The 25,576-nt window shown below is 63.8% G+C and carries 27 protein-coding genes; 13 read left to right on the top strand and 14 right to left on the bottom strand.

Translation table 11 applies throughout. The features are described 5' to 3' along the window. Positions 1 to 12: 12 nt before the first annotated feature. Entirely contained in the window at positions 13 to 675 is a 663-nt protein-coding gene (locus HNQ71_RS29900; protein WP_210334102.1) for a class I SAM-dependent DNA methyltransferase, read from the bottom strand. A gap of 69 nt (positions 676 to 744) precedes the next feature. Here HNQ71_RS29900 and HNQ71_RS29895 point away from each other — a divergent pair, with 69 nt between their 5' ends. After that, positions 745 to 1,647 (top strand): phosphotransferase family protein, encoded by a 903-nt coding sequence (locus HNQ71_RS29895; RefSeq protein WP_184877251.1) that lies wholly within the window; start codon positions 745 to 747, stop codon positions 1,645 to 1,647. Positions 1,648 to 1,665: 18 nt separating this feature from the next. On the opposite strand, the gene HNQ71_RS29890 is transcribed toward HNQ71_RS29895, so the two are convergent. From HNQ71_RS29890 to ilvD, 3 genes are all read right to left on the bottom strand, one after another. Continuing rightward, positions 1,666 to 2,589 carry a DMT family transporter gene (locus tag HNQ71_RS29890; protein WP_184877249.1) on the bottom strand — a complete coding sequence of 308 codons (924 nt, stop codon included), beginning with the start codon at positions 2,587 to 2,589 and terminating at the stop codon, positions 1,666 to 1,668. 232 nt (positions 2,590 to 2,821) lie between these two features. Beyond that, a complete protein-coding gene (locus HNQ71_RS29885) occupies positions 2,822 to 4,114 on the bottom strand; it encodes an amidohydrolase family protein (RefSeq protein WP_184877247.1) in 1,293 nt (430 codons plus the stop codon). Between the two features lie 260 nt (positions 4,115 to 4,374). Beyond that, a complete protein-coding gene (gene ilvD / locus HNQ71_RS29880) occupies positions 4,375 to 6,219 on the bottom strand; it encodes a dihydroxy-acid dehydratase (protein WP_184877245.1) in 1,845 nt (614 codons plus the stop codon). Positions 6,220 to 6,416: 197 nt separating this feature from the next. Here ilvD and HNQ71_RS29875 point away from each other — a divergent pair, with 197 nt between their 5' ends. From HNQ71_RS29875 to HNQ71_RS29865, 3 genes are all read left to right on the top strand, one after another. Then, a complete protein-coding gene (locus HNQ71_RS29875; protein WP_184877243.1) occupies positions 6,417 to 6,761 on the top strand; it encodes an ArsR/SmtB family transcription factor in 345 nt (114 codons plus the stop codon). 72 nt (positions 6,762 to 6,833) lie between these two features. Beyond that, positions 6,834 to 7,361, top strand: coding sequence for an SRPBCC family protein (locus HNQ71_RS29870; protein WP_210334101.1), 528 nt, complete (start codon positions 6,834 to 6,836; stop codon positions 7,359 to 7,361). 39 nt (positions 7,362 to 7,400) lie between these two features. Beyond that, complete coding sequence (locus HNQ71_RS29865) at positions 7,401 to 7,871, top strand: VOC family protein (RefSeq protein WP_184877240.1); 471 nt, start codon at positions 7,401 to 7,403, stop codon at positions 7,869 to 7,871. Positions 7,872 to 8,051: 180 nt separating this feature from the next. Here the strand turns inward: HNQ71_RS29865 and HNQ71_RS29860 are convergent, their stop codons facing one another. From HNQ71_RS29860 to HNQ71_RS29850, 3 genes are all read right to left on the bottom strand, one after another. Beyond that, entirely contained in the window at positions 8,052 to 9,644 is a 1,593-nt protein-coding gene (locus tag HNQ71_RS29860; RefSeq protein ID WP_184877238.1) for a peptide chain release factor 3, read from the bottom strand. A gap of 100 nt (positions 9,645 to 9,744) precedes the next feature. After that, a complete protein-coding gene (locus HNQ71_RS29855) occupies positions 9,745 to 10,674 on the bottom strand; it encodes a haloalkane dehalogenase (protein ID WP_184877236.1) in 930 nt (309 codons plus the stop codon). Continuing rightward, positions 10,671 to 11,267: a TetR family transcriptional regulator C-terminal domain-containing protein gene (locus tag HNQ71_RS29850; RefSeq protein WP_184877234.1), complete on the bottom strand. Its 597-nt coding sequence runs from the start codon at positions 11,265 to 11,267 to the stop codon at positions 10,671 to 10,673. The genes HNQ71_RS29855 and HNQ71_RS29850 overlap by 4 nt, the downstream gene beginning before the upstream one ends. Positions 11,268 to 11,387: 120 nt before the next feature. Here HNQ71_RS29850 and HNQ71_RS29845 point away from each other — a divergent pair, with 120 nt between their 5' ends. Next, complete coding sequence (locus HNQ71_RS29845) at positions 11,388 to 12,461, top strand: NAD(P)/FAD-dependent oxidoreductase (RefSeq protein ID WP_184877232.1); 1,074 nt, start codon at positions 11,388 to 11,390, stop codon at positions 12,459 to 12,461. Here HNQ71_RS29845 and HNQ71_RS29840 read toward each other — a convergent pair. The 3 genes from HNQ71_RS29840 to HNQ71_RS29830 all read right to left on the bottom strand — a co-directional run bounded on the left by HNQ71_RS29840 (position 12,455) and on the right by HNQ71_RS29830 (position 15,233). Continuing rightward, the gene (locus HNQ71_RS29840; protein ID WP_184877230.1) at positions 12,455 to 13,828 is read right to left on the bottom strand and encodes an amidase; all 1,374 of its coding nucleotides are present in this window, start codon (positions 13,826 to 13,828) and stop codon (positions 12,455 to 12,457) included. The two genes, HNQ71_RS29845 and HNQ71_RS29840, sit on opposite strands and share 7 nt — an antisense overlap. A gap of 340 nt (positions 13,829 to 14,168) precedes the next feature. Then, on the bottom strand, positions 14,169 to 14,969 hold the full coding sequence (locus HNQ71_RS29835) for a class II glutamine amidotransferase (RefSeq protein WP_184877228.1): 801 nt from the start codon (positions 14,967 to 14,969) through the stop codon (positions 14,169 to 14,171). A 15-nt stretch (positions 14,970 to 14,984) separates the two neighbouring features. Further along, positions 14,985 to 15,233, bottom strand: a complete 249-nt coding sequence (locus HNQ71_RS29830; RefSeq protein WP_184877226.1) for a DUF6356 family protein — start codon at positions 15,231 to 15,233, stop codon at positions 14,985 to 14,987. Positions 15,234 to 15,348: 115 nt separating this feature from the next. Between HNQ71_RS29830 and HNQ71_RS29825 the strand changes: the two genes are divergently transcribed. The 6 genes from HNQ71_RS29825 to HNQ71_RS29800 all read left to right on the top strand — a co-directional run bounded on the left by HNQ71_RS29825 (position 15,349) and on the right by HNQ71_RS29800 (position 19,921). Beyond that, on the top strand, positions 15,349 to 15,819 hold the full coding sequence (locus HNQ71_RS29825) for an Lrp/AsnC family transcriptional regulator (protein ID WP_184877730.1): 471 nt from the start codon (positions 15,349 to 15,351) through the stop codon (positions 15,817 to 15,819). Between the two features lie 131 nt (positions 15,820 to 15,950). Then, positions 15,951 to 16,436, top strand: a complete 486-nt coding sequence (gene dut, locus HNQ71_RS29820; protein ID WP_184877224.1) for a dUTP diphosphatase — start codon at positions 15,951 to 15,953, stop codon at positions 16,434 to 16,436. Beyond that, the gene (locus HNQ71_RS29815) at positions 16,436 to 17,101 is read left to right on the top strand and encodes an HAD family hydrolase (protein ID WP_184877222.1); all 666 of its coding nucleotides are present in this window, start codon (positions 16,436 to 16,438) and stop codon (positions 17,099 to 17,101) included. The genes dut and HNQ71_RS29815 overlap by 1 nt, the downstream gene beginning before the upstream one ends. Before the next feature lie 72 nt (positions 17,102 to 17,173). Continuing rightward, positions 17,174 to 18,028 (top strand): hypothetical protein, encoded by an 855-nt coding sequence (locus HNQ71_RS29810; protein ID WP_184877220.1) that lies wholly within the window; start codon positions 17,174 to 17,176, stop codon positions 18,026 to 18,028. 78 nt (positions 18,029 to 18,106) lie between these two features. After that, complete coding sequence (locus tag HNQ71_RS29805; protein ID WP_184877218.1) at positions 18,107 to 18,910, top strand: isocitrate lyase/PEP mutase family protein; 804 nt, start codon at positions 18,107 to 18,109, stop codon at positions 18,908 to 18,910. Positions 18,911 to 18,922: 12 nt separating this feature from the next. After that, positions 18,923 to 19,921: a proline racemase family protein gene (locus HNQ71_RS29800; RefSeq protein WP_184877216.1), complete on the top strand. Its 999-nt coding sequence runs from the start codon at positions 18,923 to 18,925 to the stop codon at positions 19,919 to 19,921. 7 nt (positions 19,922 to 19,928) lie between these two features. Here HNQ71_RS29800 and HNQ71_RS29795 read toward each other — a convergent pair whose 3' ends face one another. Further along, positions 19,929 to 20,639, bottom strand: coding sequence for a sulfate transporter family protein (locus HNQ71_RS29795; RefSeq protein WP_184877214.1), 711 nt, complete (start codon positions 20,637 to 20,639; stop codon positions 19,929 to 19,931). A gap of 345 nt (positions 20,640 to 20,984) precedes the next feature. After that, positions 20,985 to 21,869 (bottom strand): EamA family transporter, encoded by an 885-nt coding sequence (locus tag HNQ71_RS29790; RefSeq protein WP_246462202.1) that lies wholly within the window; start codon positions 21,867 to 21,869, stop codon positions 20,985 to 20,987. Positions 21,870 to 22,177: 308 nt separating this feature from the next. Here HNQ71_RS29790 and HNQ71_RS29785 point away from each other — a divergent pair, with 308 nt between their 5' ends. Together HNQ71_RS29785 and HNQ71_RS29780 are read left to right on the top strand one after the other, a co-directional pair. After that, positions 22,178 to 23,170, top strand: a complete 993-nt coding sequence (locus HNQ71_RS29785; RefSeq protein ID WP_184877210.1) for an adenosine kinase — start codon at positions 22,178 to 22,180, stop codon at positions 23,168 to 23,170. Positions 23,171 to 23,561: 391 nt separating this feature from the next. Then, complete coding sequence (locus HNQ71_RS29780; RefSeq protein ID WP_184877208.1) at positions 23,562 to 24,275, top strand: antitoxin Xre/MbcA/ParS-like domain-containing protein; 714 nt, start codon at positions 23,562 to 23,564, stop codon at positions 24,273 to 24,275. 11 nt (positions 24,276 to 24,286) lie between these two features. On the opposite strand, the gene HNQ71_RS29775 is transcribed toward HNQ71_RS29780, so the two are convergent. Further along, entirely contained in the window at positions 24,287 to 25,378 is a 1,092-nt protein-coding gene (locus tag HNQ71_RS29775) for a diguanylate cyclase domain-containing protein (protein ID WP_184877206.1), read from the bottom strand. Beyond that, a complete protein-coding gene (locus HNQ71_RS35900) occupies positions 25,375 to 25,434 on the bottom strand; it encodes a hypothetical protein (RefSeq protein WP_425492286.1) in 60 nt (19 codons plus the stop codon). The genes HNQ71_RS29775 and HNQ71_RS35900 overlap by 4 nt, the downstream gene beginning before the upstream one ends. Between the last annotated feature and the right edge of the window lie 142 nt (positions 25,435 to 25,576).

Raw genomic sequence — 25,576 nt, 5'->3', positions numbered from 1 at the left:
TCAAAGCGTAGATCAGGTGACGCGCAGGGCGAGACCTCGGCTCGGCACTGTGTCGGTCTCGCCCGGCATCGAGACATAGGGGCGCGTTTCCTCGATGCGGGTGATGAGGCCTTGCGCTTCGAGTTCGGCGATGCGCGCTGCAAAGCCAGCTTCCCACAGCGTGTTCTTGACCGTCAGCACGATGATACCGCCTGGCCGGCAGATGCGGATCAGCTCGTCCAGCCCTTCGGCGCCGACATGGCCGGAGGTGAAGACGCCGGCCGAAATGATGCCGGCATAGGCATCGTCGGCAAAGGGCAGCTTGCCGCCGAGCGCCAGGCAATGCAGCGCCGAATAGACCCCCTTGCGGGCGGCCTGAGCCAGCATACCTTCCGAAATGTCGAGCGCCTCGACCAAGGGGTAGCCTGTTATATCAAGCCATTCGCCGATGAGCCCGGTGCCGGCTCCCGCATCGAGCAGCGGTGCGGCACCGCGCGGCAGATGGCGGGCCAGCAAGGCAAGGCAGATCGTCGGATGGCGATAGCCGGCGGCCGACATGTCGGCGTCATAGGTCTGCGACCAGCAGTCATAGAGTGCCGCGACGTCCTCTGGCCGTTTCGCCGCGTAGGCCGCGGCAAGCGGGCCCCGATGTTTGCTGTGCGCCACTTTTGTCCTATCCACCAATCGGTCTTGCATCGCATGATAGCCAAAGCACGAAAATTGTGGAACCGTCGCCGCGACAAATAACAGCGTGGGGGCGCAGGCATGGTGACAGACGAAGCGCGTGCGGCACTTGCCGACATTTCCATGCTGGCCGGCTACACCGGTCCGCTCGACCGGCTCGGCGGCCTCACCAATCTGGTCTTCAAGGCTGGCGAGTTCTGCCTGCGCATTCCCGGCAAGGGCACCGAGGAATACATCAGCCGCGCCAACGAAGCGGTGGCGGCGCGCGAAGCGGCAAAGGCGGGCGTCAGTCCAGAGGTGCTGCATGTCGATCCCGCCACCGGGGTCATGGTGACGCGCTTCATCGCTGGCGCGGAGACGATGTCGCCGGAGAAATTCAAGGTTCGGCCCGGCAGTCCCGCGCGGGCCGGCGAGGCTTTCCGCAAGCTGCACAATTCCGGTGCGGTGTTTCCCTTCCGCTTCGAACTGTTTGCGATGATCGACGACTATCTCAAGGTGCTGTCGACCAAGGACGTCGCCCTGCCCACCGGCTATCACGACGTGGTGCGCGAGGCCGGGAGTGTGCGCTCGGCGCTGGCCGCCCATCCCTTGCCCCTTGCCGCCTGCCATTGCGATCCGCTGTGTGAGAATTTTCTCGATACGGGCGACAGGATGTGGATCGTTGACTGGGAATATTCTGGCATGAACGACCCGCTCTGGGACCTTGGCGACCTGAGCGTGGAAGGAAAATTCGACACCGCACAGGACGAAGAGATGATGCGCGCCTATTTCGGGGGCGAGGCGAGAGCGGCGGAGCACGGCCGCATCGTCATCTATAAGGCGATGTGCGACCTGTTGTGGACATTGTGGGGGCTGATCCAGCTTGCCAACAGCAATCCGGTCGACGACTTCCGCGCCTATGCCGACGGGCGGTTCGCGCGCTGCAAAGCCTTGATGGAGACGCCGGAGTTTTCACGGCACCTGGCGGCGATACGCCTGGGTTAGGCACAGGAAATCTGGACCCTAATTGACGCCCTTTGGCACGTTTTCGGGCGGCACCGTGGTGTCGACCACTTTCTGGCGGTGGAAGATAAACAGGCCGGCGAGAACGACAATGGCTGAGCCGATCAGGATGCGCGGGCCGGGAACGTCACCGAAGAACACCAGCCCGAACACCACCGCCCACAGGAGCAGCGTGTAGTGCAGCGGCGCCAGCGTCGAGGCCGGGGCCAGCTTGAGCGCCCTGGTGATCATCAGATGCGCGCCGCATGAAACGATGCCGAGCAGCAGCATGGCGCCGAAGTCGAGCGCCGACGGGGTCTGCCAGGCGCCGATGGTCAACACGCCGCCGACCACCATCGTGCCGATGGTCTGCCATGTCACCAGATTGGTGTCACTGGTGCCGCGCAAGCGCCGGTTGAGGATGATGGCGAAGGCGAAGGCAATGCTGCCGGCGAGGGCGAAGCTCGACGACAGCGAGAACGCCGCCGAGGACGGTTTCAGCATGATCAGCACGCCGCAGAAGCCGAGCAGGATCGCCATCCAGCGGCGCCAGCCGACCTTTTCGCCGAGCAACAGATGCGAGAGTGCCGCGACATAGATCGGTCCGGCCATGTAGAAGCTCATCACGTCGGCAAGCGGCAGGTAGACGACGGCGGCGTAGAACAGTGCCGTGTCGAGCGTCGTCATCACCACGCGCAGCAGCTGCAGTTCCAGGCGCTCCATGTGAAACAGCTTGGCCGTTCCCTGGTGGGCGATCATCGGGCCAAGCACGAAGAACGCGCCGATGGAACGGATCAGCACCACCTGGCCGACGGAGAAGCTGGCGACCAGCCACTTGCCCATGGCGTCGTTCAGCGCAAACAGGAAATCGCCGGCCAGCATCAGCAGGATGCCGGCCAGAAGCACGTTCCTGATTGTGGAATTCTGCGCCACGGGCTGCGTCATGCCGATCCCGATTCCTCCCTAGAGCATGATGCCGAAAAGCGTGAAGCGGTTTTCGGACGACATCATGCTCTATCTCTTTGATTTAGAGGCGGATTCAGATTCCAGGTCGATTCGACCTGAAATCCTCCGGCTCTAGGGTAAGCCGCGTCGTAGACCGAAGCGGCTGCTTTGACGAGGAGAAATCCGGAAATCCGCAAGGCCAGAACCGGGAATCGGCTGGGTCTGGCCTGTTCTATTGGGCCTGATGCGGCGTCCGGTGTCTGCGATTCACGAGGCCGGGCCTGCCCGGGATGGTCAGCCTGGTGTCCTGCTTCGTCCGCTGCGCCACCACCTTGCCCCTGGCGATGACGCACAGGCGTTCGGCGCGCAGGCGCAGGGCTTCGATCGGATTGCCGGCGTCGAGAATGACCAGGCTGGCGCGCTTGCCGACCGCCAGGCCGAGATGGTCGAGCCCCATGATCGACGCGTTGACGTTGGTGACCATGTCGAAGCAGCGGCCCATGTCGGCCGGGCTCGACATCTGGGCGACGTGCAGGCCCATGAAGGCGACGTCGAGCATGTCGGCGGTGCCGAGCGAATACCAGGGATCGAGCACGCAATCCTGGCCCCAGCCGACGCGGATGCCCAGCGCCTGCATCTCCTTCACCCGGGTCATACCGCGGCGCTTGGGGAAGGTGTCGTGGCGGCCCTGCAGCATGATGTTGATCAGCGGATTGGGGATCGCCGAAACACCCGCCTCGGCGATCAGCGGCAGCAGTTTCGAGACATAGTAGTTGTCCATCGAATGCATCGATGTGAGATGCGAGCCGGCTGCCTTGCCCTGCAGGCCCAGACGCTGCGTCTCATAAGCAAGCTGCTCGATATGGCGCGACAGCGGGTCATCGGTCTCGTCGCAATGCAGGTCGACCATCAGGCCGCGCTCTGCCGCGATCTCGCACAGCTCCGTCACCGAGCGCGTGCCGTCGGCCATGGTGCGCTCGAAATGCGGAATGCCGCCGACAATGTCGACGCCCATGTCGAGCGCGCGGATGGTGTTGTCGCGTGCCGTCGGCGAGCGATAAAACCCGTCCTGCGGAAAGGCGACCAATTGCAGATCGATATACGGGGCGATCGTCTTCTTGACATCGAGCAGCGCCTCGACCGCCAGCAGCCTGTCGTCGCAGACATCGACATGGGTGCGGATGGCGAGCAGGCCCATCGACACCGCCCAATCGCAATAGGCAAGCGCACGGTCGCGCACGGCTTCATGCGTCAGCAGCGGCTTCAACTCGCCCCACAACGAGATGCCTTCGAGCAGGGTGCCCGACGCATTGATGCGCGGGATGCCGTAGGAGAGCGTTGCATCCATGTGGAAATGCGGGTCGACGAAAGGTGGCGAGACCAGATTGCCATTGGCGTCGATCGCCGTGCCGGCGGTGACATCGAGCTTCGGCTCGATCGCCGCGATCGTCTCGCCGACGATGCCGATGTCGGCGACCCTGCCATCAGGCAGCGTGCCCCCGCGAACGATAAGGTCGAAATCCATCCGTCGTCATCCCGCTTGAAGAATCAGCATCCTATCGTGGCGGCAAAAAATCTGCAGCGCTTGTGCCGCCCCTCATCCGCCTGCCGGCACCTTCTCCCCTATAGTGACGGGGAGAAGGGAGATGCTGCGACCTAGCCGCTCTTTGTCAACGCCAACAATTGGCAAAATCGTTGGTGACGTCCCCTTTCTCCCCGTCACACTACAGGGAGAAATGTCCGGCAGGACAATGAGGGGCAGCGCCACGCTAATGGAATTCAGCCCTACTCCGGTACGAACCTGACCGCGCCCTTGGCCGCGCTGGTCGCCATCGCGGCGTAGGCGCGCAAGGCTGTCGTCACCTTGCGCTTGCGCTTTTCCTCGGGCTTCCAGGCAGCAATTCCCTTGGCCTCCATCGCCGCCCGGCGGCTGGCGAGTTCGGCATCGCTGACCGCGAGGCGTATGGTGCGGTTCGGGATGTCGATCTCGACCGTATCGCCCTCCTGCACCAGGCCGATCAGACCGCCCTCGGCGGCTTCCGGCGAGACATGGCCGATCGACAGGCCGGAGGTGCCGCCGGAGAAGCGGCCGTCGGTGACCAGCGCGCAGGCCTTGCCCAGCCCCTTCGACTTCAAATAGCTGGTCGGGTAGAGCATTTCCTGCATTCCGGGGCCGCCACGTGGCCCCTCATAGCGGATGACGACGACATCACCGGCCTTGATCTCGTTGGCCAGGATCGCCTTGACGCTGGCGTCCTGGCTTTCGAACACCCGGGCCGGGCCTGTGAACTTCAGGATCGATTCGTCGACGCCGGCGGTCTTCACGATGCAGCCGTCGAGCGCCAGATTTCCCTTCAGCACGGCAAGGCCACCATCCTTGGAGAAGGGGTGCTGGACTGAGCGGATGACGCCTTTCTCGCGGTCGAGGTCGAGGTCGTCCCAGCGGCGGTCCTGGCTGAAGGCAACCTGCGTCGGCACGCCGCCAGGCGCGGCGAGGAAGAAATCGCGCACGCTTTGGCTGGTCGAGCGCGAAATATCCCAATGGTCGAGCGCTTCACCTAGCGTGCGCGTGTGCACGGTCGGCAAGTCGCGGTTGATCAAGCCGGCATTGTCGAGCTGGCCGAGGATCGCCATGATGCCGCCGGCGCGGTGGACGTCTTCCATATGCACATCCGCCTTGGCGGGAGCTACCTTGCACAGCACCGGCACCTCGCGTGACAGCGCGTCGATGTCATCCTGATCGAAGTTGATCTCGCCTTCATGCGCGGCGGCCAGGATGTGCAGCACGGTGTTGGTCGAGCCGCCCATGGCGATGTCGAGCGTCATGGCGTTTTCGAAAGCGCCCTTCGAGGCGATGTTGCGCGGCAGCGCTGTTTCGTCGTCCTGCTCGTAGTAACGCTGGGCGAGATCGACGATCAGGTGGCCGGCTTCGACGAACAGGCGCTTGCGGTCGGCATGCGTGGCCAGCGTCGAGCCGTTGCCAGGCAGCGACAGGCCAAGCGCCTCGGTCAAGCAATTCATCGAATTGGCGGTGAACATGCCCGAGCAGGAACCGCAGGTCGGGCAGGCCGAGCGCTCGATGACCTTGACGTCCTCGTCGGAGATCTTGTCGTCGGCGGCCGCCACCATGGCATCGACCAGGTCGAGCGCCTGCGTCTTGCCGGCCAGCACCACCTTGCCGGCTTCCATCGGCCCGCCGGAGACAAAGACGGTCGGGATGTTGAGGCGTAAGCTGGCCATCAGCATGCCGGGCGTGATCTTGTCGCAATTGGAGATGCAGACCATGGCGTCGGCACAATGCGCATTGACCATGTATTCGACGGAATCGGCGATCAGCTCGCGCGACGGCAGCGAATAGAGCATGCCGTCATGACCCATGGCGATGCCGTCATCGACGGCGATGGTGTTGAATTCCTTGGCGACGCCACCGGCCTTCTCGATCTCGCGCGCGACCAGTTGGCCGAGGTCCTTCAGATGGACATGGCCCGGCACGAACTGGGTGAAGGAGTTGACCACCGCGATGATCGGCTTGCCGAAATCGGAATCCTTCATGCCGGTGGCGCGCCAGAGACCGCGGGCGCCGGCCATGTTACGGCCATGGGTGGTGGTGCGGGAGCGATAGGCAGGCATGAATTTTCCTTGGCTGGCTTGCTGCGCTCCATGCGGAGCGTGGCGGCGCTGTATTCGGACCGCAGGCCTTATAGACGCGCAAGCCTGGTCTGGCCACAGTTTTGCAAGGCGCCACGAAATCCGGATGGGCGGTTGACGAGCGGCGTTTGCCTGTATATAGCCAATCAGGTATATACCCTTTTGGCTATGGATATCCGATGAACCAGTTGGACGCCACTTTTGCCGCACTCGCCGATCCGACGCGCCGCGCCATTCTTGCCCGGCTCATCCAGGGCGAAGCATCCGTGATGGAACTCGCCGAGCCTTTCGCGATGAGCCAGCCGTCGATTTCCAAGCACCTCAAGGTGCTGGAAAACGCCGGACTGATTTCACGCGGCCGCGACGCACAGCGCCGGCCGTGCCGGCTCGAAGCAAAACCGCTGGCAGAGGCCAATGACTGGCTGGAGCGTTACCGAAAGATCTGGGAAGGCAACTTCCAGCGCCTCGATGCCTTGCTCGGCGCGATGAAGGCCGAGAAAGCCCCCGACAGTACCGACCAATAGCCCGAAAAATCGCGGCCTGTGTCGGATCACCGGCCTGCCGCACGTCCTTTGGCAAACATCAGGAGGAGCATCATGAGCACCACAACCTTGCCCGGTTCGACCGTCGCCACGCTGACGGTGACCACGCCCAGCGACCGCGAGGTCCAGATCACCCGCATCTTCGATGCGTCGCGGCCGATGGTCTTCGACTGCTGGACGATACCCGAGTTGCTGAAGGGCTGGCTGCACGGCCCCGATGGCTGGCGGCTGGCGGTGTGCGAAATCGACCTCAGGGTTGGCGGCGCCACACGCTACGTCTGGCAGCACCGCGATGGCCGCAGCATGGGCATGAGCGGCGCCTATCGCGAAATCGTGCGTCCAGCCAGGATCGTCGCCACCGAATTGTTCGACGAGGACTGGACCGGTGGCGAAACCGTCGGAACGGTGGTCTTCACCGAACAGAGTGGGAAGACGCTTCTGACGCAGACGGTGCTCTACGCTTCGCAAGCGGCCCGCGACGGCGCGCTCGGCACCGGCATGACCCGTGGCATGGCCGAGAGCCATGCCAAGCTCGACGCTTATCTCGCTTCACTTCAGGACGCTGCCAAAGGCGCCGCCTGACGCTTCCTTCATCCCCCAAGAGAAACGAGGAGAAAGACCATGCAAAAGATCACCACCTTCCTGTGGTTCGACGGACAGGCCGAGGAGGCCATGAACCATTACATGTCCGTCTTCAAGAATTCGAAGGAGCTGAGCGTGACGCGTTGGCCCAAGGGCCACGCTGATGAGGGCAAGGTGCTGGTGGCTTCGTTCGAACTCGACGGCGTCCCGTTCCTGGCGCTCAACGGCGGACCACAATACAAGTTCACCGAGGCGATCTCACTGTCGATCGACTGCAAGACGCAGGACGAAGTCGATCATTTTTGGACCAGGCTCACAGAGGGTGGCGGCGAACCAGGACCCTGTGGCTGGCTGAAGGACAAGTTCGGTGTTTCCTGGCAGGTCGTGCCGGAACAACTGCCGCGCCTGCTGCAGGATCCGGACAGGGCCAAGGCCGGCCGGGCGATGAATGCGATGATGCAGATGGGCAAGATCGACATCGCCAAGATCGAAGAAGCGGCCAGAGGGTGAGAAGCGGTCCGCTCTAGCGGACGATAAGCCAATTGCTTGGCTTTTCGAGCTTCGAACGCCCTGGGCCTGCGAAGGGCCGGAGGTTCATTGGAGCCCTTTGATCATCGAGGTCGGCGTCGCCCCTCATCCGCCCTTCGGGCACCTTCTCCCCGTGTGAACGGGGAGAAGGAAAGCAACGCTTCAAGCCGCTTTGTCGCGGACCTGATAGTCCTTGATCGTGGCGAAGCGGATCGCCTTCCAGCGTTCCGCTTCGTAGTTCAGCGAGAAGGCGTGCTGGGCGAGGAACACCGGATCATTGTCGAGGTCGCGGGCGATGTCGCCGCGATGCGCCTCGATGAAACGCAGAACCTCGGCCTTGTCGTCGGCCGAGATCCAGCGGCAGACCGAAAAGCGTGACATCTCGAACTCGACCGGGAGCGTGTATTCGAAGTTCAGCCGCTCCTTCAGGACGTCGAGTTGCAGGGCGCCGACGACGCCGACGATGGCCGGCGAGCCATCCTCCGGCGAGAACAATTGCACGACGCCCTCCTCGGCCATCTGGTGCAGCGCTTCCTTGAGCTTCTTGGCCTTCATCGCGTCACCTAAGCGGACGCGGCGCAGGATTTCCGGGGCGAAGTTGGGCACCCCTCGGAACAATATCTCCTCGCCCTCGGTCAGCGTATCGCCGATGCGCAGCGTGCCATGGTTGGGGATGCCGACGACATCGCCGGCAAACGCCTCGTCGGCGGTAACGCGGGTGCGGGCAAAGAAGAACTGCGGCGCCGACAGGCTCATCGGCTTTCCGGTGCGCACCAGCTTGGCCTTCATGCCGCGCTCGAGCTTGCCGGAGCAGACGCGAACGAAGGCGATGCGGTCGCGGTGGTTGGGGTCCATGTTGGCCTGGATCTTGAAGACGAAGGACGTCATCTTGTCCTCGGTCGCCTCGACCTTGCGGGCATCGGCCTCCTGCGCGCGCGGCGGCGGCCCAAAGGCGCCAAGCGCCTCGATCAGGTCGCGGACGCCATAGTTACGCAGCGCCGAGCCGAAATAGACCGGCGTCAGATGGCCCTCGCGAAAGGCGTCGATGTCAAGCGGACGGCAGGCTTCGCGCGCCAGTTCAAGCTCCTCGATGAAGGCCTCGCGCTCGTTCTCCGGCAACAGGCCGGCGACGCGGTTGGAATCGGGACCGTTGACCGGCGTGCGCTCCTTCTCGTCGTCGCCCTTGCGCACCGCATTCAGCGCCAGGTGATACGTGCCGGAAAACGTCTTGCCGCGACCGATCGGCCAGGTGATCGGTGCTGTATCCAGCGCCAGCTTCTGTTCGATCTCGTCCAGAATCTCGAACGGATCGCGGCTCTCGCGGTCCATCTTGTTGACGAAAGTGATGATCGGAATGTCGCGCAGCCGGCAGACCTCGAACAGTTTCAGCGTGCGCGGCTCGATGCCCTTGGCGGCATCGATGACCATGACCGCGCTGTCGACCGCCGACAGCGTGCGATAGGTGTCGTCGGCGAAATCCTCGTGGCCGGGCGTATCGAGCAGGTTGAAGACATTGTCCTCATATTCGAACGTCATCACCGAAGTGACGACCGAAATGCCGCGCTCGCGCTCGATCTTCATCCAGTCGGAGCGGGTCTGGATCCTGTCCTTCTTGGCCTTGACCTCGCCGGCAAGCTGAATGGCGCCGCCGAACAGCAGCAGCTTTTCGGTGAGCGTCGTCTTGCCGGCGTCCGGGTGCGCGATGATCGCGAAGGTGCGGCGGCGCGCCACTTCTTCTTCTATTGCTTCAGGCATTGTTCAGGATTTCCGTGTGACAGGCCGGGCTTCTAGCAGCGCAGTGCCGGGCTGTCGACCGGTCCGGCGGCGCTGACGCCACCGGTTTGCCGTGGCTCGCTCAGGCCAACTCGCTCATGTGGCCCGCCGGAACGATCGCCGGAAGCCAGCCGGCAATGGCCTCGCCTATCGCGTCGGCATGGTCCTCCTGCAGATAGTGCGCGCCGGGCCCGAGATTGATGAACCGGCAGTTCTTCAGCCCGGCGGCGAATTCGCGTGCGGCTTGCGGCGAAACAAGCGCACCTGGATCGCCGGCGAACAGCAGTTTCGGATAGGTAGAAAGCCGCAGCGCGCGATGGTCATGTTCGCTGATGGCGGCAACGTCTGCAGGCTGGCCCTCGATCGGCAATTCCCTGGGCAGGCGCAGCACCGGCTTGCGCGATCGCGGTGTCGGGAACGGCGCCCGGTAAGCCGTCATCTCCTCGTCGCTCATTGTGCGCAACACGGAGGCGGGCAGCACTTTTTCGACGAAGACATTGTCTTCCAGAACCAACTTTTCGCCGATATCGGGCGTGCGCAGCGCCTTGAACAGCTCGCGGGCCTGCGGACGCTGATGAAAATCCTCCCAACGCTCGAAGGGCCGGATGAATTCCATGAAGGCGAGGCCGAGAATGTTGCGCGGCCGCCGCGCCGCGAGATGGAAGGCAAGTGCCGTGCCCCAGTCCTGCGCGACCACCACCATTTCCCTGATGTCGAGCGCATCGAGGAAGGCGTCGAGATAGCGCACATGATCGAAGAAGCGATAATCGATATCGGGCTTGGCGGACTGGCCGTAACCGACCAGGTCCGGTGCGATGCAGCGACCGAGAGGCGCGACATGCGGGATGATGTTGCGCCAGATGTAGGATGAGGTCGGATTGCCATGAAGGAACAGCACGGTCGGGCCGCCCGCGCCGGCCTCGACATAGGACATGGTCGAATCGAGTACGGCGATTTCCTCGCGCCGCAGCGCGGTTGAGCCGGCTTTCGGCTTGTCGGCGTTCAAACTCATTGGGTCGGCTCCTTTGCAAAGACTGTGCTGAAGATGATTTTCTTGAAGCGCTCGAGCGGCGCAGGGCTGCGCTCGACCTTCATGCGCAGCATGGCGCCTTGCCAGGACGACAGCAGGAAGTCTGCGAGGTCGTCGGCATCGAAAGCCCGGGTGATGTCACCGGCCGCCTGGCCCTCGGCGATGCAGGCCGCGAATGGCTGGCGCCAACGCTCGAAGATGGCGACAAGCTGCAGGCGCAGCGGTTCGCTGTGCACCGCGGTTTCGAGGCTGAGATTGCCGATCATGCAGCCGCGCGCCCAGTCATGCGCTTCGAGCTTCGATGTGATGACATCGAGGTAGCGGCGCAGCCTGCCGACGGGCGACGTCCCATCCTGCGCGAGGGCTGCTTCGACCAGGCCGCTGACATAGGCGAAATAGCGGTCGAGCACCTCGCCGGCGAATTCCTCCTTGGAGGCGAAATGGTTGGTGAACGAACCCGGCCGGGCATCGGCCGCGGCAACAATATCGCGTACGCCGGTAGCGGCATAGCCTGAATTCCAGATGGTGCGGAAACCAGCGTCGAGGAGTTGTTCGCGGAGTGATTGTCTAGCCACGGCCGAATAATACGTACGTACGTATTGATGTCAAGCGGCATATTCCGCAGCGCTTGATGTTGGCAAGCGGCCACCGAGATGGCACTTGGACCCTCGGGATCACCAAACAGAGGGGCAAGCATGACCGTGGCGAAACAGGTGATCGTCATCGGCGCCGGCATCATCGGTGCCTCCATCGCATGGCATCTGACGAAGGCAGGGGCGCAGGTGACGGTCATTGCCGACGGCGTCGCCGGCGGCGTCGCGACGCCGAACTCTTTCGCCTGGATCAATGCCAGTTGGGGCAATCCGGAGCCGTATTTCCGGCTGCGCACCCGCGCGATGGCCGAATGGACGCGGCTGGCGCGGGACCTGCCTGAAATTCCGTTGAGCTGGTGCGGCGGCCTGTGCTGGGACCTGTCAGCAGCTGCAATGGAAACCTACGCCGCCCAGCACTCCGCCTGGGGCTACGGCATCAAACGCGTCGACCGCATTGGCGTGGCGCGCATCGAGCCCAATCTCGCCGAGCTTCCGGATGTCGCCTTGCATGTAGCCGAAGAGGGTGTCGCCGAGCCGGTGGCCGCCACCAAAGCACTGCTGGCCGATGCCGAACGGCGCGGAGCGCGGATCATCTCCAGCACGGTGACGGCGCTGGTCCAGACCGGCGGCCGGATCACCGGCGTGGACACATCGCATGGCCTGATAGCCGCCGACGATGTGGTGATCGCGGCCGGCGTCGGCTCACCGGCCATCGCGGCGACGGCCGGGGTCAACCTGCCGATCGAGACGCCGCCCGGGCTGATCGTCCATTCGCGGCCTTATACAAAACTGCTCAACGGGCTGGTGCTGGCCGAGCGGCTGCACATGCGCCAGACGGCAGAGGGCCGCATCATCGCCGGCTCGGATTTCGGCGGCGCCGACCCGGGAATGGATGCCGAGGCCACCGCCCGCGAGCTGTTTGCGGCCTTGAAAGCCATGCTGCGGGGCAGCGACGGACTGGAGCTGGATTTCCACACGGTCGGCTACCGGCCGACGCCGATCGACGGTTTTCCCATCATCGGCCGCGCCGAGGGCATGGACGGCCTCTATGTCGCCGTCATGCATTCGGGCATCACGCTGGCGCCGGCCGTCGGCCTGTTCGCCACCCGCGAAATCCTCGACGGCGAGGGCGACCCGTTGCTGGCGCCCTACAGGTTGTCGCGCTTCGCTCAATAGCCGGGCGGACGGCGAAAGCCGCCGGTCAATGGCTCGATTGCCCTCGCGATGCCGAGCAACCGCGACTCCGACCAGCGTTTGCCGACCAGTTGCAGGCCGATCGGCAAGCCGTCGCTGTCCTGTCCGCACGGCAGCGAAAGTGCTGGATGGCCGCTGTAGTTGAATACGGCGCCATAGGCCGGCAGCATCCAGTAGCTCTGCTGCTTGCCGTCGACCTGAATCGGCGAGCCCGGCGCGCAATGCGGGAAGGCCGTGGTCATCGCGACCGGGCAAAGCAGCGCATCCCAGGTTTCGAAGAACTGGTCCCAGGCGAGAATGGATTTGTCGCGGCGGGCGAGTGCGTCGAACCAGCGCGAGACCGATGTCGGCTCTTCCGGCGGCTCCGGCTGCGCAGCCTCCATCATCATGCCGATCAGTGCGCCGCCTTGCGTGAGTTCGTCGTGCAGGTCGAGCTTGGGAAGCTTTGCTTCCTCGACGGTCGCCCCTGCCGATTGCAGCTGCCTTGCCAGATTTTCGACCGCGGCGCTGATCGTGCCGGCCACCGAAAACCCTGGAAAGGTCGGTGCAAAAGCGATGCGCAATGTCTTGGGGTCGAGCTTCGGCACGCCTTCGACCGGCACCGGCGCAAGATCGGTATCGCTTCCATCGGGGCCGGCAATGATTTGATAGATCAAGGCCAGATCGTCCGCGCTGCGCACCAGCGGGCCGAGGCAGGACATCAGCCGCACGCTGCGCGCGGCACCGCCCGGATCGGGAAAGGCGCCGGCCAGCGAGACGCGGTGCTCGGTCGGTTTGAGCCCATAGACACCGCAGAAAGCGGCCGGCAGCCGGATCGAATCCTGCATGTCGGAGCCGACCTCGAACGGCGTCATCCCTGAACAAAGCGCTGCCGCCGCGCCGCCGCTGGAGCCGCCCGCGGTGCGCTGGAGGTTCCACGGATTGCCGGTGCGGCCGAACAACGGATTGTCCGACTGCCAGTCTCCCAGCATGGTCGCGACATTGGTCTTGGCCATCAGCACGCCCCCGGCTGCCTTCAGCCTGGCAACGACCGGGCTGTCCCGTTTGGCGACGTAATCGGCGAAGTGCGGAAAACCAACCGTGGTCTTCATGCCTGCCGTCTCGTGCATGTCCTTCAGCGTGAACGGCACGCCATGCAGCGGCCCGAGCGCCTCGCCGCACGCTTGAACTGCGTCCGCGTTCTTGGCGCGCTCGAGTGCACCCTCCCGGTCGAGCGAGATGACGGCGTTGACCGCCTCATTGTGGTTGTCGATCTGCGCCAGATGGGCGTCGAGCGCCTCCACTGCGGAGACTTTTCGAGTGGCGATCGCGGCGGCCAGTGCGACGGTTGAGGAAAAGACGATGTCCATGATCACTGCTCCGGCTTGGCTGCGCGTGTCCGGTCTAGATGGCGGACAACAGCACGACTTCAAGCCGAGTTGAGCATTTGAGTTCGGACTGCACTTGATCGGAATTGCACCGATAGGTTTTGTTGGGTCGGTGCTCTACGGCGCCCCCTCTGTCCTGCCGGACATCTCCCCCACGGGTGGGGAGATTGGATGTCACGATGGCTTTCGCCAATCTCCAACGTTGCAAGATTGAGCGAAGCGCTGAAGCTGCCAATCTCCCCCCTCGTGGGGGAGATGTCCGGCAGGACAGAGGGGAGCGCGAAGGAACGCGAGGTTGCCGCAAAACTGGAAAGCCGAAAGCCTACACGGCCAGCGCCAGCTTTGCGGCTGCCGGTGCAAAGGGACGGATGGCGATACCATCCCTGGTCATTGTGACGAAGCTCGATGGCGGGATCGCCTGCCAGTCGCCGCCCTCGCGATCGAACGGCTCGGAGACAATGCAGCGGCCGCCGCCTTTGCGGAAAACGGAGGTGTAGAGCGTCGGGGCGTGGGCGTCGGTGGCATAGCGCACCGCATGCAGCGCCTGCCCGTCCGAGAAGGCGGCGGTGAGTTTCAGCGCCGGCTCCAGGCCCGCCCGGCGCGAGGCTTCAAGCACGCGGCTGGTGGCGCGCGAGACGGCGCCTTGCGGATCGGTGGCCAATCCTTCGTCGATCATCAGCAGGAAAAACAATTCGGAATCAGTGGTGCCTTCGCGCTGGTCGAAGACGGCGTCGGACAGCGAGTTTTCCAGCGCCCGGCGGATCTTCTCGAAACCGCCGATCTGACCATTGTGCATGAACGACCAGCGGTCCGAAATGAAGGGATGGCAGTTCATGCGGCTGGTGGCGCCGCCGGTCGAGGCTCGCACATGCGCCAGAAACAGGCCCGACCTGATCTGCCGGCACAGGCTCTTCAGATTGGGGTCCGACCATGCCGGCAGGATGTCGCGGTAGAGACCAGGCTCCGGCCGGTCGCCATACCAGGCAAGGCCAAAGCCGTCGCCATTGGTCGGCGATTTCGCTTCCTGGGCGCAATGGCTCTGGGCAATCAGCGAGTGACAGGGCGCCGTGAGGATGTCTTCGAGAAAGACCGCTTCACCGAGATAGGCCGCCCACCGGCACATCGCTTCTGTCGTCCTCTAGGCACGATCCATGAGAGCGGCCGGCTCCTTGGTCCCGTGCGAGCCTCTGTTGTGCGTCCGCTCGTAAAGCTCGCGGACGATTCGGCTGGCGGTAGTCTCGAACAGAAATGGCAAGAAAGCGTGAACGAGCGCGGCACCCGCCGCCATCAGCAACCGCGATGAGAACCAGGCGGCAAAGGCCATATGGCCGAAATAGGTTTCGCCGACCTTGGCCGGATGTGAAGTGAAGATCTTTGCGAGCGACATGCTGTTCCCCTTTCAGCGCTTGGTGTTCTTGACATGAGTATCTTGACACGCTTCGCCGGTTCATCGGTCTCAAAATGTCCTTGTATTTGGCCACTCCATGGGACAACCATCCCACATGGCGCTGGAAATCGACGAAATCGACCGCAAACTACTGACCGAACTGCAACGCGACGGCACGCTGTCGGTCGACCAGCTGTCGGAACGGGTGGCCTTGTCGCGCAATGCCTGCTGGCGCCGGGTGAAGCGGCTTGAAGAGGATGGCGTCATCACCGGCCGGGTGGCGCTGGTCGATGCCGAAAAGCTCGGGCTTGGCCTCGCGGTGTTCATCCTGATCCGCACGTCCAACCACGACCCGGACTGGCTGCACAAATTCCGGGCGGCGGTGACCGGCTTTCCCGAGATCACCGGTGTCTATCGGATGTCGGGCGATCTCGACTATGTGCTGCGCGCCCGGGTCGCCGACGTGAAGGCCTATGACCGGCTCTACCAGCGGCTGATCGCCAAGGTGGCGCTGTCGGACGTTTCAGCCTCCTTCGTGATGGAGGAGATCAAGGAGACCACCGTGGTTCCGATGGAACTGCGCTAAGGTGAGCTCGGATTCAGGTGATGCCGGACTGACCTGAATGCTGGAGGCCATAGTGATGCCCGAAAGAAAGCCGTTGATAGCGTTAGACCTGAGTTGACTGAATCGCCGTTCGCGCCGATAGGATCGATTTTATGCGCGCAGCCCTTCAAAATCCCTCCGTCATCGGTCCGACCGTCGGCTTCGTCAGGTTGCCGCATGGTGAAGGACTTCCCCTCCCCGCCTATGAAAGCCCGGGCGCGGCCGGCTTGGATCTGCGTGCCGCGGTGCCCGACGACCGGCCGCTGCTGATCCTGCCTGGAAAACGCGCTCTGGTGCCGACCGGGCTGATCCTGGAAATTCCCGAAGGCATGGAGGGCCAGGTCCGGCCACGCTCCGGCCTTGCTTTCAAACATGGTCTTACCGTCCTCAACACGCCCGGCACCATCGACAGCGACTATCGCGGCGAGGTGAAGGTGCTCCTGATCAATCTCGGCGACGAGGATTTCGCGGTGACGCGCGGTATGCGCATCGCCCAGATCGTTTTCGCGGCGGTGACGCAGGCGGCCGTGGAAGAGCGCACCCTTGCTGGCGGCACGGCGCGAGGCTCGGGCGGGTTCGGATCGACCGGCACCGCCTGATGCCTGGGGTTCTGCCGAGACTCGTTATCTTCGACTGCGACGGGATCCTGGTCGATACAGAGAACCTCGCCAATCGACGCCTCGCCGAATGGTTGAATGCTGCCGGCTATCCGACAAGCTTCGAATATTGCCGCAAGAATTTCTCCGGCCGCAGCATGGCGTCGGTGCAAAAACAGATCGAAGAGGAAACCAGCGTCAGGCTCGGCGCCGATTTCGTCGACCGCTGGAATGCCGGCCTGCCGGACCTGTTCGCCCACGGCGTCGAGGCGATCCCTTACGTCCGCGAGTTTGTCGAAGCCGTGCGCTCAGCCGGCATCGCCTATTGCGTCGCAACCTCGGCCAGGGTTTCGAAGATGCACATCACGCTCGGCCAAACCGGGCTGTTGCCGCTGTTCGAACACGCGATGTTCAGCTCGACGATGGTCGCGCGCGGCAAGCCATTCCCCGACCTGTTCCTGCATGCGGCCAGGACGATGGGCTTCGCGCCCGCCGACTGCGTCGTCATCGAGGACAGCGTTGCCGGCACGCAAGCCGGCATTGCCGCCGGCATGCGGGTCTTTTCCTATCATGGCGACCCCTATTCCGACCGCGACGGCCTGATCCAGGCCGGCGGCATCCTGTTCAACGACATGCGCGAGTTGGCCGGGCTGGTGCCGATCCACTGACCTGATCTTCAGCGCACGGCTGTACGCCTCGATTGGCCGTGCTAGCGTGGCGCCGCCAACCCGGGACCGCGCATGAAATCCAGCCTGCTTCGCTTCATCCTCGCCTTGACACTGCTGCCATTTCTCTGGACCGCCGCCGGCGCGCAAGCCGTCAGCTTCCCGGAACTCGGCAGCGCGCTGCCCGGCCACAAGGACGTCACCTATCTCGACCTGGCGCGGATGGTCATCCCGGATCTCGCCGTGGACAAGGACGGCTTCTACAAGGGTGGGCTGCCGATCGACATGCGCCACATCGAGGGTCCGGACAGCGGCGGTTCGCCGCCCGAGACATCGGGCTTTTCCAATGCCGCGGTACTCGCCATCAAGGCTGGCGGCAAGGACCGGCTGACGATGCTGTTCGACCTCGGCGACTCTCCCGACAGTGCCGAAGGCTATGCGGTGCTGGCGCTGTACGACACTTCGGCCAAGCCAGAGCTGCTCGACGCCGTCAATGTCGCGGTCGACCGTGGCACCTATTTCCGAGAACCAGGCAAGCTTTCCGTCAGCGCCAACGATAACATCCTCATCACCATGAGCGCGCATTTCAATTCGAACCAGAACTATGTGGCCACACCGCTGATCATGGTCCGCGGGGACAAATTCGAACTGATCGACATGATCTATACGTTCGATGAAAACCTGTGCAGCTACAGCCGCAAGCAGGATGTGGCTTTCCAGTCCATCGCCGACGGCCAGCCATATGCCGCCATCAAAGTGACGGTGACCGATGCCACGGTGCCGAACGGTGAAAGCTGCGATGACGCGCCGCCCGCAGCTGCGTCGCAGGACACTTCCGTCACCTATCACTGGGACACCAAGGCCGCACACTACGCCAAGGATTCCGACGCGCTGGACAAATTGGCAGGAGAGAACGCCAAACGCTTCTGAACCAATGGCATTCGTTTGCCCGGCCAGGGACGGCAGGATAAAATCCTCTCCGCACGCCGCACAGATGGGGGAACTACCATGGACAAGGGCAAGATCTTTCGTGACCTGCATGCCTCGACCTTCGTCATGCCCAATCCCTGGGATGTCGGCACGACGAAGCTGCTGGATTCTTTCGGCTTCAAGGCGCTGGCGACGACCAGCGCCGGCTTTGCCTTTTCGCGCGGCCTGCCGGACGGCGCCGTGACCTTCGAGGCGATGATCCATCATTGCCGCGACGTGACGGCTGCGACCAGCCTGCCGGTCTCGGCCGATCTCGAGAGAGGCAAGGGCGACAGCGCCGAGCGGGCCGCCGAAACCATCTTCGCGGCCGAAGCGGCAGGCCTTGCCGGCTGCTCGATCGAGGACCACACCGGCGATCCGGACAAGCCGATCTATGATTTCTCGCATGCGGTGGAGCGCGTCGCGGCGGCCGTGGAGGCGGCGCGGGCGTTGAAGCGCGATTTCGTCTTCACCGCGCGGGCCGAGAATTTCCTGTGGGGCAGGTCGGACCTCGATGACACCATCAAGCGGCTGCAGGCCTTCGAGAAGGCCGGCGCCGACGTGCTCTATGCGCCAGGCATCGGCGATATCGAGACAGTCCGCACGATCTGCTCGGCGGTCAGCAAGCCGGTTAACGTCATGGCGAGACCCGGATTCACCATCGCCGATCTCGCCACGGCCGGCGTCAAGCGCATTTCGCTCGGGCCATGGCTGACCAATTTCGCCTATGGCATGCTGGAGACGGCGGCACGCGAGATCCAGCAGGACGGCACCTTCGGCTTCACCCGCGCCGCCATGCCGTTCGGCAAATTGCAGGCCTTGTTCGGCAAATCCCCAGATTAAGAGGCCTGTCGCATGACGCTGACTGTCGTCGACATGCATACGGGCGGCGAGCCGCTCAGGATCGTCACCGGCGGCTATCCGGATATCCCGAAAGGCACCATCCTGGAGAAGCGCGCCTATGTGCGCGACCATCTCGATCATCTGCGCAAGATTTTGATGTTCGAGCCGCGCGGCCATTATGACATGTATGGCGCCTTGCTGGTCGAGCCGGATCTGCCCGACGCCGATCTCGCCGTGCTGTTCATGCACAATGAAGGCTATTCGACCATGTGTGGCCACGCCATCGTCGCGCTCGGCCGCTACGCCGTCGACGAAGGGCTGGTGACGAAACGCGAGCCGGTGACGACCGTCAACATCGAGGCGCCGTGCGGATTGATCGTCGCTGCGGTGGAGGTCAGGGATGGCAAGGCCGGTTCGGTGTCGTTCGAAAGCGTTCCGGCATTCCTGTTCGCCGGCCGGCAGACGATCGAGTTGCCGGGCTATGGCACGGTCGGCTTCGACATCGCCTATGGCGGCGCCTTCTACGCGCTGGCCGACTGTCACCAGTTCGGGCTGGAATTCGGCCGCGACCGGGTGCGCGATTTCGTCGATGCGGCGACCGCGCTGACGAACAGGCTCAAGGCCGAGCTGCCGCTGTCGCATCCCGACCATGCCGACCTTGCTTTCCTTTACGGCACCATCCTGACCGATGGCCGCGACGCGTTTTCCGGCGACGCGACCAAAAACATCTGCGTCTTCGCCGAGGCCGAGGTCGACCGCTCGCCGACCGGCTCCGGCGTCACCGCCCGGCTGGCGGCCATGCATGCCAAGGGCGAGATCGGGATCGGGCAGACGCGGACCTTCGAAAGCATCGCCGGCTCGCGCTTTTCCGGGGCGGTGGCGCGGACGGCGAAGGCTGGCCCGCATGAAGCGATCATCGCCCGCGTCGGCGGCCGCGCCTATTATTCCGGGCGAACGGAATTCATCGTCGAAGCCGATGATGAGTTGGGGCGCGGATTTCTGTTGCGCTGAACGGAACTCAGCCCCGCGAGGCGCGAGCCGCTTCCCGTCCGCTGATCGCCTTGTGCAGATGCACCATCATGGCAGCGGCAAAAAGCGGCGTCACCAGGTTGAGCAGGGGCACGGCGAGGAAGGCTGATATGACCAGCCCGGCGAGGAACACCGTGCCGGCATAGTGCCTGCGCAAGGCCCTTGCCTCTTCTTCCGGGCGAAAGCGCATGGCGGCGAATTCGAAGAATTCACGCCCGAGCAGATAGCCGTTGACGATGAAGAAGGCGGCAATGTTGACGCCCGGCACCAGGAGGAGGAGCAGGGCGACGATGTTGCCGAGGATGACGACGCCCAGGAACCTGGCTGACAAGACCAGCGAGCGCAGCGCCGGCATGGCGCGTCCGGCCGGGTCGCCGGGATAATCGGTGCGTTCGACGACTTCGGCGATGTCGTCGAGGAACAGGCCGGCGACCATCGCCGTTACCGGGGCGATGAGCAACGCCATGCCGAAGGCGAGAGCGATGGCGGCGATGATACCGCCCAGCGAGCCGGCCCAGGACGGCATGCCGGGCAACAGCGTGTGGAGCCACGGCAGGGCAAGCCACTCGACGAGGCTGGTGAGGCCGAACCACAAGGCCACCAACGCCAGCAAGGTCAGCCCGAGTGTCTTGATGAACACAGCCCGAAACGGAGGCGATAGCAGCTCACTGGCTGAGGAACGGGCAGCGTCGAAAATCACAATGCTTCAACCTCACCTCGAAACGGGTCTTCGGAGATAGGCGAGGCGCCAGCTTGTCACAAGCGCGGATCGTTTTCAGGCCAAGGCAATCGTTTCAGGTTTCGAACTCGCCCCACTCCCCTTCCGGACGTGGGCGCTGCCCCTCACCTGGCTGCCGGCATCCTCTCATCGATGGTTCGCCAATTCCCAAAGTCGCAAGAAAGACGCCAAGGTTGCGGGCCAGCCCCTTCTCCCCGTCACTATACGGGGAGAAGTGCCCGGCAGGGCGATGAGGGGCGGCGCCGACTTCGACGATTGGTGGTCTTCGCCACAAGTCGGAGACTATCTTCGAAGCGATTGCCCGCTCTATCGCGCGAGCGCAGGCTTTCGAACCGGGATGGTCATGGCTGCGACGCCTGCGACAACAAAACCCATTCCCAGCCACGCCGTCGGACCAAGGCTCTCACCGAGGAAGACGGCGCCGATGCCGACGCCGATCGGCACGCGCAGGTAGGCTTGCGAGGTGGTGCCGACCGAGCCCAGCGTGTGGATGAGGCGGAAATAGATGACGAAGGCCAGCGCGGTCGAAAACACCGACAGGCCTAGCAAGGCCAGGATCGACGCCGTCGATGGCGCGAGCGTCCATGGCTGGTCGATCATCAGGCTGAGTGGCACCAGGATGATGGCGCCGCACAGCATCGAACCGGCGGCGGGCAGCATCGGGTCGAGGCCCTTGAAGCCACGGCCGAAGATCGCCGCACCGGCATAGCAGATCGTCGCCGCGACGATTGCCAACTGCGCCCAGAGCTCATGACCGAGACCACCCAGCGCCTCGGTGCCGATGATGAGGCAGATGCCGGCAATGCCGGCGCCGACGCCAATCAGTTTGCGCAACGTGACCGGCTCGTCGCGGGTGATGAGCGCGGTCAGCAGGAAGGTGAAGATCGGCGAGGTCGCGTTGAGGATGGTGGCGAGACCGGCATCAACCGAGCGCTCGGCCGCGGCGATCAGCGTAAACGGGACGACGCTGTTGAGGCACGCCTGGAAAGCGAAGCGGCGCCAGCTTGCCGCATCGCCCGGCATGGCGAGCCCTCGCCAGCGGATGATGGCGAAGAGGATGCCGCCGGCAATCAGCGTGCGAGCGGCAATGAACGTGACCGGCGGGATCGTCTCGACGCCGATCTTGATGAAGGTGTAGGAGGCGCCCCAAAGCACCGCCAGCACGGCGAGCAGTGCCAGGTCGGTGGTCATATCGTTGCTTGTCGGCATTTTCTTTGTAGGCACAGGGCTGGCTCGGCTTCGAAAAAGGATCGGCTGGGCCAGGCTTGTAAGCGGCGCTGCGATAAAATGCTTCGGCCACGGTCGAATTGTCATAGCGCCTCGTCGCGGAGGCGCACCCTGATTTGCGAGAACCGCGGCTCCGCGCCTTCCTCGACAACGGAATGGTCATCGCCACCACGCCGGCAACGACAGAAAATCGGTTGCCAATTTTCGGAGTCTTGCTGTAGACCCGCCCGGGCATGGCAAGAAGCCGGCTCGGGTTTTTGGCGGAGACATTGATGCCGGATTATGACGTGCTTTGCATCGGCAATGCCATTGTCGACATCATCGCCCAGTGCGACGAGGACTTCCTCGAGACCAACGGCATCATCAAGGGCGCGATGAACCTCATCGACACCCAGCGCGCCGAACTGCTCTACAGCCGCATGGGCCCGGCGATCGAAGCGTCCGGCGGCAGCGCCGGCAACACGGCGGCCGGCGTCGCCAGCTTCGGCGGCCGCGTCGCCTTCTTCGGCAAGGTTTCGAACGATGCGCTGGGCCAAATCTACGCGCACGACATCCACGCGCAGGGCGTTGCCTTCGACACCAAGCCGCTCAAGGGCGAGCCACCGACGGCGCGCTCAATGATCTTCGTCACCCCCGACGGCGAGCGCTCGATGAACACATATCTCGGCGCCGCCATCGAACTCGGGCCGGAGGATGTCGAGGCCGACAAGGCTTCCTGCGCCAAGGTCACCTATTTCGAGGGCTATCTGTGGGACCCGCCGCGCGCCAAGGAAGCGATCCGGCAGACCGCGAAGCTGGCGCACGCGGCAGGCCGCGAGGTGTCGATGACACTCTCGGATTCGTTCTGCGTCGACCGCTACCGCGACGAGTTCCTCGACCTGATGCGTTCGGGCACCGTCGACATCGTCTTTGCCAACAGCCACGAGATCAAATCGCTCTATCAGACATCGTCATTCGACGAGGCGCTGGCGCAGATCCGCAAGGATTGCCGGATCGCCGCCGTGACCCGCTCGGAAAAAGGCTCGGTCATCGTGCGCGGCGACGAGACCGTGGTCATCCAGGCGACCGCGATCAAGGAACTGGTTGACACGACCGGCGCCGGCGACCTCTATGCGGCCGGTTTCCTGCATGGCTACACGCAAGGCCGCGACCTCAAGGCTTGCGGCGACCTTGGCTCCCTGGCGGCCGGATTGGTGATCCAGCAGATCGGCCCGCGCCCGCGCCAGAACCTGCGCCGCGAGGCTGAACAGGCCGGGTTGCTGTAGGGGCAGTTTCTCCCTTCTCCCCTTGTGGAGAAGGTGTCGCCAAAGGCGACGGATGAGGGGTGCTCCAGCTTGACGCCGCCCCACTCCGTCCAACACCCCCTCAACCGTCTTCGCGCTGCGCGCCAATCCACCTTCTCCCACAAGGGGAGAAGGAAAGGCCGCCTCGCTTCTCATCGTCGCGCGGTTGTCATACATCGCTCCTACACGCAATCGGGGCGACCTGGGACTGACATTTCGGGACGCCTGCAGTCAGTTTGGGGTGTCAAAAAATGCAAGACAGCATGCTGTCGGGCCGCTGCATCTGTTGCCGCGGCGATCTCCGCTTTCCGCTGTAGCCGTTCAACAACCGGCCGCAGCTGTGGGAGGAGCGCCCGGCCCAAGAGACAGATGCATGAACAGATTTCAAATCCAGGCAACCGGCATCAAGCAGGACGACTTCGCGCAGATGGTCGCGGAGGACGTCGAACGTGCGCTTGCCCACTATGACGAGGCCATCAACAGACCCACCATGGTCTCGGTCGGCAAGATCGCCGGCAGCATAGCTTCCGCCGTCACCTTGCTGTCGCCGAAGCATCAGCGTGCCATCGACGCCATCCATGCCGACCTTCCCGGCCTTGCATCGAAATTCGTCCGCGCGCTGGCGGCGGAAGCCGCGCGCCGCAGCGAGGCGGGCACAGGCGGGGCGACGAGGCTGCCGCCGGCATCCCCCGTGGATATCGATGGACCTGCTTCCCCTCCGCCGCGCGCCGACGACCTCGAATCGATGCTGATCGAGGACTGGGCCGGCCGTGTCGCCGGTTCGACCTATCTGGAAGAGAACATGCGCATCGCCCGCTCGACCCTGCATCGCTGGCAAAGGCGGGGTGAAGTCATCGCCCTGCGCAAGGGCGGCCGCAAGCATGTCTTCCCGCTGGCGCAGTTCGTCGACGGCAGACCGGTCGCGGGCATCCATGACGTGCTGTCCCTGATCAGCAATCCCAGGCTGGCCTGGCTGTGGCTGACACGCCCCTCGGCACAGCTCGACGGCCGCACTCCGATCGACCTGCTGCGGCAGGATCAGATCGAGGAGGTCGTCGAGGCCGCACGCGTGTTCGCGCCGGGCTGATGGCTTTCAGCCTAGGCAGTCTTGCGGATTGAGGGACGAGGCCCCGACGATGGCTGTTGCGGCACCATCTCGTTGGCGGTGACCAACCGGTTGCGGCCACTCTTTTTTCCGACGTACATCAGGCGATCGGCTAGCGCGACCAGCGCTTCGGAATCGGCGGCTTCCGCCGGATACATGGCCACGCCAACGGTGCAGCCGACCTGGATGGCGCCATTCGGCGTGGGAACCTTGATCTGCAGCCTTTCCAGGATGCGTTCGGCGACGCGCACGGCCTTGTGCTGTGCCAGGTCGGCGGCGCCCGAGAACAGGAAGGCGAACTCGTCACCGCCAAGCCGGGCGACGAAATCGGCACTGCGCAGGATCGAGCGAAGCTGGCTCGATACGCGCTGCAGCAGTGCGTCGCCGGCCTCGTGGCCGAGCGTGTCATTGACTTCCTTGAACCGGTCGAGGTCGATGAACAGGAGACCGGCCGCCTCACCGGTGGCGCCGCAGCGCGCGACCACCGACTTGAGTTCGTTGTGGAAGGCACGCCGGTTGGGGAGGTCCGTCAACAGATCGTGGTTGGCCGAATGGTCGCTCTGCTGCTTGGCCAGTTCGATCTCGCGCTTTTGCGCGGAGAGCTCCTCGTTGGCGGTCTTCAGATCCAGCAGCAGCTGGGAATTGAGGTCCTCGACAACCTTGCGGTCGCTGATGTCGACGACGAAACCTTCCAGGAATTCGAGTTCGCCGGCGTCATCCCAGACACCGCCGCCGATCTCGCGAACCCAAAGCGGCTCGCCCACCTTCGGCACGATGCGGTAGTCGACATTCCAGTTGCAGCGCGCTTCGAGCGCGGCGTCGACGGCGGCATAGACCGAGGCGAGGTCGTCCGGGTGGATGGCCGAGACGTAGTCGCGCACGGCGTTGTGCACAAAATCCGTGGGCGGATAGCCGCTGACGGTGAGAACGCCGTCGCTGATGTAGAGCATGGTGTAGGACGCATCGTTGCGGCAGCGGTAGAGGTAGCCGTCCATGCGGCCGGTGATGCTGAGCAATGCGTCCAGGCGCTCGTCGTGATAGGCCCCCTGGCCGACCACGGTTGCGGGAATCGTATCGTGCTTCACGACTGCAAATCCATGATTGTCACCACCCCGGTCTGTCCAACATGCCGCTCTGGCACATCGACGACAGCGCTCTGGTATAACAACCGGATATTATCAATATCTTATGGATCGCGACGATTTTCCCGCAAATTTGGCTTGAATCGCGGGATTCCAGCGATTGCACACATCCAGGCGACGTGACGCGGGCTAGCGCGTTCA

Source organism: Mesorhizobium sangaii (genome assembly GCF_014207355.1).
GTDB classification, from domain to species: Bacteria; Pseudomonadota; Alphaproteobacteria; order Rhizobiales; family Rhizobiaceae; genus Mesorhizobium; species Mesorhizobium sangaii.
This window is presented reverse-complemented; position numbering and strand designations above follow the sequence as displayed.